General features: G+C 71.5%; 5 protein-coding genes and 1 pseudogene. 1 reads left to right on the plus strand and 5 read right to left on the minus strand.

What is annotated here, in order from left to right; genetic code table 11:
* The 4 genes and pseudogenes from QQJ79_RS14635 to QQJ79_RS14650 all read right to left on the minus strand — a co-directional run.
* A pseudogene (locus tag QQJ79_RS14635) lies at window positions 1-256 on the minus strand (imidazoleglycerol-phosphate dehydratase HisB); the annotation flags it as partial.
* Window positions 253-1,560 carry a histidinol dehydrogenase gene (hisD, locus tag QQJ79_RS14640; protein WP_284223659.1) on the minus strand — a complete coding sequence of 436 codons (1,308 nt, stop codon included), beginning with the start codon at window positions 1,558-1,560 and terminating at the stop codon, window positions 253-255. The gene hisD and the pseudogene QQJ79_RS14635, both read right to left, overlap by 4 nt.
* On the minus strand, window positions 1,560-2,441 hold the full coding sequence (gene hisG, locus QQJ79_RS14645; protein WP_284223660.1) for an ATP phosphoribosyltransferase: 882 nt from the start codon (window positions 2,439-2,441) through the stop codon (window positions 1,560-1,562). Before hisG ends, hisD begins: the two co-directional genes overlap by 1 nt.
* A 10-nt stretch (window positions 2,442-2,451) precedes the next feature.
* Entirely contained in the window at window positions 2,452-2,772 is a 321-nt protein-coding gene (locus QQJ79_RS14650) for a YerC/YecD family TrpR-related protein (RefSeq protein ID WP_284223661.1), read from the minus strand.
* 189 nt (window positions 2,773-2,961) lie between these two features.
* Here QQJ79_RS14650 and QQJ79_RS14655 point away from each other — a divergent pair, with 189 nt between their 5' ends.
* On the plus strand, window positions 2,962-4,176 hold the full coding sequence (locus tag QQJ79_RS14655) for an NAD(P)/FAD-dependent oxidoreductase (RefSeq protein ID WP_284223662.1): 1,215 nt from the start codon (window positions 2,962-2,964) through the stop codon (window positions 4,174-4,176).
* Here QQJ79_RS14655 and QQJ79_RS14660 read toward each other — a convergent pair.
* On the minus strand, window positions 4,167-5,160 hold a 994-nt coding region (locus tag QQJ79_RS14660), incomplete at its 5' end, for an EAL domain-containing protein (RefSeq protein ID WP_284223663.1). The genes QQJ79_RS14655 and QQJ79_RS14660 overlap by 10 nt on opposite strands.

Consider the following 5,160-nt stretch of genomic DNA (forward strand, 5'->3'; position numbering starts at 1 on the left):
CGGGCGCAGCGTAGAGGGCGGCGAGGGCGCGGTATGGCTCGGCGTCGGGCGCCTCGACGCGCAGGCCATCGCGGGCGGCGAGGCGGAGGACCAGTTCGAGGCCGTGGGTCAGGCCGCGGACCGGCAGAACGCTTTCGGCGCTCACGCCATAGATCTGGGCCATGCGGGCGGCCAGGGCGCGCGGTTCGGCCGGATAGCGGTCGAGACCGTCCCCGCCGGCGACCAGCGGGGGGAAGGGGGCGGGCAGGTTGTTCATGCGCCGGTCCTCAGATCGGCCGCGCGGGCGTGGGCTTCGAGACCCTCCAGCCGGGCGAGGCGGGCGGCGACGGGGGCGAGGGCGGCTGCCCCGGCCTCGGTCACGACCTGCACCGACATGGTGGTCATGAAGCTGGCGGTGGTGACGCCGCCCATGGTGCGGGCGGCGCCGTCGGTGGGCAGGACGTGGCTGGGGCCGGCGGCGTAGTCGCCGAGGGTCTCGGCGGCGAAGGCTCCGACGAACACGGCCCCGGCGGCGGAGATGCGGCTGACCAGTCTGTCGGCGTCGACGGTCTGCAGCGCGAGGTGCTCCGGGGCATAGAGGTTGGCCACCTCGCAGGCCTCGGCCACGTCGCGGACGCGGATGGCGCGACCCTCGGCGAGGGAGGCGCGGGCGATGTCGGCGCGGGGCAGGGTCTCGAGCTGGCGATCCACGTCCGCGAGGATGGCGTCGATATTGGCCCGGCTCTCGGAGACGAGGATGACCTGGGCGTCGGCGTCGTGTTCGGCCTGGCTGAGCAGGTCGGCGGCGGCGATCTCCGGGTCGGCGTCCCGGTCGGCGATGACCAGCAGTTCCGACGGGCCGGCGGGCATGTCGACGGCGGGGCCGCCTGGCAGGGCGGCGGCCTGCTTCTTGGCCTCGGCGACCCAGGCGTTGCCCGGTCCGAACAGTTTGTCGCAGGGCGCGATGACGCCCTCGTCCAGTTCGGCGCCGTAGGTCAGGGCGGCGATGGCCTGGGCTCCGCCGATCAGCCAGAGCTCGTCCAGTCCGGCCTCGGCGGCGGCGAAGATCATGGCGGGGTGGGGCTCGCCCGAGGCCGGAGGCGGGGTGACGGTGACCCGGCGGCCGACGCCGGCGACCGCGGCCGGGATGGCCTGCATCAACAGCGACGAGAACAGGGGCGCCGAGCCTCCGGGCACATAGAGCCCCGCCGAGCGCAGGGGCCGCCAGACGAGGCGCGAGCGAACGCCGGGGATGATCTCGACGTCGGGCGTGTCTTCCGGTCGGGTCGCCTCGTGGAAGATGCGGATGTTCTCGGCCGCCATGCGGATCGACCGGGTGTCGGCGGGGCGCAGGGCGTCTCGGGCCGCAGCGACGCGGTCGGGGGTCAGGATGAGCCGGCGCGGCGCGGAGCCGTCCAGCTTGAGGCTCCATTCGGTGACGGCCGCGCCGCCACGCGTGCGGACGTCGTCCATGATCTCGCGCACCGTGTCGGTGACGCGGACCTCGGTGCGGCGGCGGGGGCGAGCCAGGGCCTCGCGGCGGGCCGCGGCGTCGAGCGTGCTCCAGTCGAGGCGTTTCATCACATCATCTTCTCGATGGGGAGGACGAGGATGGCCGAGGCGCCGGCGGCCTTGAGCCGTTCCAGCGTCTCCCAGAAGACCGCCTCCTGACAGACCGCGTGGACGGCGACGGCGTCGTCGCGGCCCGCCAGCGGCATCACTGTCGGGGCGCCTGCGCCGGGGAGGATGGCGGTGATGGCGGCCAAGGCCGAGCGGGGGGCGTTGAGCATGACGTATTTGGCCCCCTGGGAGGACACCACGCCGGCCATGCGCTCGATGATGCTGTCCAGCAGGTGCTGCAGGCCGGCCTCCGGGGCGACCGGGGATTTGATCAGGACAGCCTGACTGTCGAGCACCGTCTCCTTCGGGGCCAGACCGTTGGCCTCGAGCGTCGCGCCGGTCGAAACCAGGTCGCAGATGGCCGAGGCGAGCTTGAGCCGGGGGGCGACCTCGACGGCGCCGCGCATGGTCACGATGTCGGCCGCGATGTTCCGCTCGTCGAGCCAGCGGCGCAGGATCTTCGGATAGGAGGTGGCGATGCGCAGGCCGTCCAGCGACGCGGGGCCGTCATAGGCAAGGGTCGGCGGGATGGCGATCTTCAGGGTGCAGCGGCCGAAGCCGAGCGGCATCAGCACCTCGGCCGTGGGGCCGCCGTTGCGGACCTCCTCCAGCACGTTCTCGCCGACGATCCCGAGGTCGCAGACTCCGTCCGCGACGAAGGTGGGGATGTCGTCGTCGCGCACGCGCAACAGGTCGATCGGATAGTTCTCGACCCGGTACAGGAGGTCGTTGTTGCCCTTCACCACGCGCAGGCCCGCGTCGCGGACAAGGTCGAGGCTGCGTTCGGACAGGCGGCCGGATTTCTGGACGGCGATACGCAGCCGACCCTGGACAGTGCTCATGACGGTGTACTCAGACTTTCTGTTTCAGGCGGTCCAGCACCAGGCGGTAGCCCTGGTGCGGCATTTCCCTGAGGAAGCGGGCGACGCGGACGACGGTGGTCGGGCTGGCTCCGGCGGTGGAGGCGATCTCGCGATAGGAATGGACCTGCTGATCCAGCAACCGCGCCACCGCCCAGCGCTCTGCGAAGGCGCGGAGTTCCGACGGCGTGCACAGGTCCGAGAGGAAGGCGTCCAGCTCCTCGCGCGTCTTCAGACAGAGCAGGGCGTCATACAGGGCGAGCCGGTCGTCGGCCGCCTTGTGCACGGCCTTGCGGGGCAGGGTGTCGTTCATGCGCGTTCCACTATGCTGTAACAGTGGCACGGTCAAGAGGCGTTCAGGCAGTAGGCAGTAGGCAGTAGGGAATAGGAAGAGACGTCACTGCCCGACGTCGTGCCCAGCCGCCCGTTGTCCCACCTACTGCCTACTGCCTACCGCCTACTGCCTATTCCCTCGCTCCCCTGCCCCCTCTATCTCCCTCCCATGACCAAGGTTGTGATCATCGGTGCGGGCCATGCGGGCGGGACGGCGGCCGCCCTGCTGCGGCAGTACGGGCATGAGGGACCGATCGTGCTGGCGGGCGAGGAGCCGGCGGCGCCGTATCAGCGACCGCCCCTGTCCAAGGCATGGCTGAAGGGCGAGGCCGATCTGGAGGCGCTGCTGCTGCGGCCCGAGGTCTTCTACGCCGAGCACGACATCGAGCTGCGCACCGGCGTGACGGCGACGGCGATCGACCCGGCGGGAAAGACCGTGACCTTCGCGGACGGGACGGTGGAAACCTGGGACGCCCTGATCCTGGCCACCGGATCGACGGCGCGGAAGCTGTCGATCCCCGGGGCGGACCGGCCGGACCTGCTGGAGCTGCGCTCGCTGGCGGATGCAGAGCGGTTGAAGGCGGCGCTGGGTCCGGGGAAGCGGCTGGCGGTCGTGGGCGGCGGCTATGTCGGGCTGGAGGCGGCGGCCTCGGCGCGGGCGCTGGGGGCCGAGGCGGTGGTGATCGAGCGGATGGATCGGGTGCTGGCGCGGGTGGCGTCAGAGACCCTGTCGGCCTTCTTCACAGCCCATCACCGGGCGCATGGCGTCGAGGTGCTGACCTCGGCGGACGTGGTCGCCTTCGAGGACGGCGGGGTGCGGCTCGGCGACGGGCGGCTGGTTGCGGCCGACGCGGTGCTGGTCGGGGTCGGGGCGCTGGCCAATGATGCGCTTGCGCGGGCGGCGGGCCTGGCGTGCGGCAACGGGGTCGTGGTCGATGAGGCGGCGCGGACCTCCGACCCGGCGATCTGGGCCATCGGCGACATGACCTTCCGGCCGATCCCGGTTCACGGCGGGCGCCGGCATCGGCTGGAGAGCGTGCCCAATGCGCTGGAACAGGCGAAACAGGCGGCGGCGGCGATCACCGGACGCCCGGCGCCGACGCCCGAGGTCCCGTGGTTCTGGTCAGACCAGTATGAGGTGAAGCTGCAGATCGCCGGCCTGCCCGACGGAGCGGATCGACAGGTGGTGCGCGGCGATGTCGAGGGCGGAGCGTTCGCCGTCTTCCATCTGGCCGGAGACCGCATCGTCTGCGTCGAGGCGGTCAACGCCCCGGCGGAGTTCATGGCCGGGCGGCAGATGATTTCACGGGGGCAGGCGGTGGACGCCGTGAAACTGGCCGACCGGGCGGTGTCGATGAAGGAGGTCGCGGCGGCTCAGGCCTGACGCGCGAGATCGACGTCCACGGTCGGGGCGGCCAGTTGCTCGGTCAGGACGGCGAGCGGCACGGGTCGGCCGATCAGATAGCCCTGGGCCATGTCGCAGCCCATTCCGCGGAGCAGGGCGAGGGCCGTGGGGGTCTCGACCCCCTCGGCGGTGACCTTGAGGCCCAGGCTGTGGGCCAGGTCGATGGTCGACTTGACCAGAAGGGCGTCGCGCGAGGAATGGTCCAGCCCCAGGATGAAGCTCTTGTCGATCTTCAACTCGTCGGCGCGGATCTGTTTCAGATAGGTCAGCGACGACAGGCCCGCGCCGTAGTCGTCCAGCGAAACGGCGATGCCGGCCTCGGCGAAGCGGGCGATGATGTGCAGGGCCAGTTCCGGGTTGTCCATCACCGCCGTCTCGGTGATCTCGAAACACAGGTCGGCCGCCGAGGCGGCGACCTCGGCCAGGGCGAATTCGGCGAAGCTCTCGTCGGACAGCAGGCGGCCGGAGATGTTGACCGAGACGGTCAGGACCTGGCCGACCGCGGCCATGGTCTTCTGGTCGGCGATGGCGCGGCGGATGGCCCATTCGGTCAGCGGCCGGATGTGGCCGGTCTCCTCCGCCATGCCGATGAACAGGTCCGGCGAGACGAAGCCGCGGCGCGGATGGGACCAGCGCATCAGAGCCTCGACCCCGGTGATCCGCTCGGCGCGGAAATCGTATTTGGGCTGGTAGGCGAGCGCGACATCGCCGTCGTGCAGGGCGGTCATCAGTTCGGAAATCAGGGACAGGTTGTCGCCCGGGTCGCCGTAGGCGGCCTCGTCGAAGGCGGCGACCAGACGACGGGCCGCGCGGGCCTGATCGACGGCGATGGCGGCGCGGTCGACCGGCGAGGCGAGGTCGGAGCTAGCCTCGCCCCGTCCCGCGACGCCGGCGGTCAGGGCGATGTCGACCGGGGCGCCGTTGATCGTCAGCGGCGCCTGGGCCGCTTCGGCCAGGCGAGCG

The organism is Brevundimonas denitrificans (assembly GCF_030160755.1).
In the GTDB taxonomy this organism is placed as follows: Bacteria; Pseudomonadota; Alphaproteobacteria; order Caulobacterales; family Caulobacteraceae; genus Brevundimonas; species Brevundimonas denitrificans.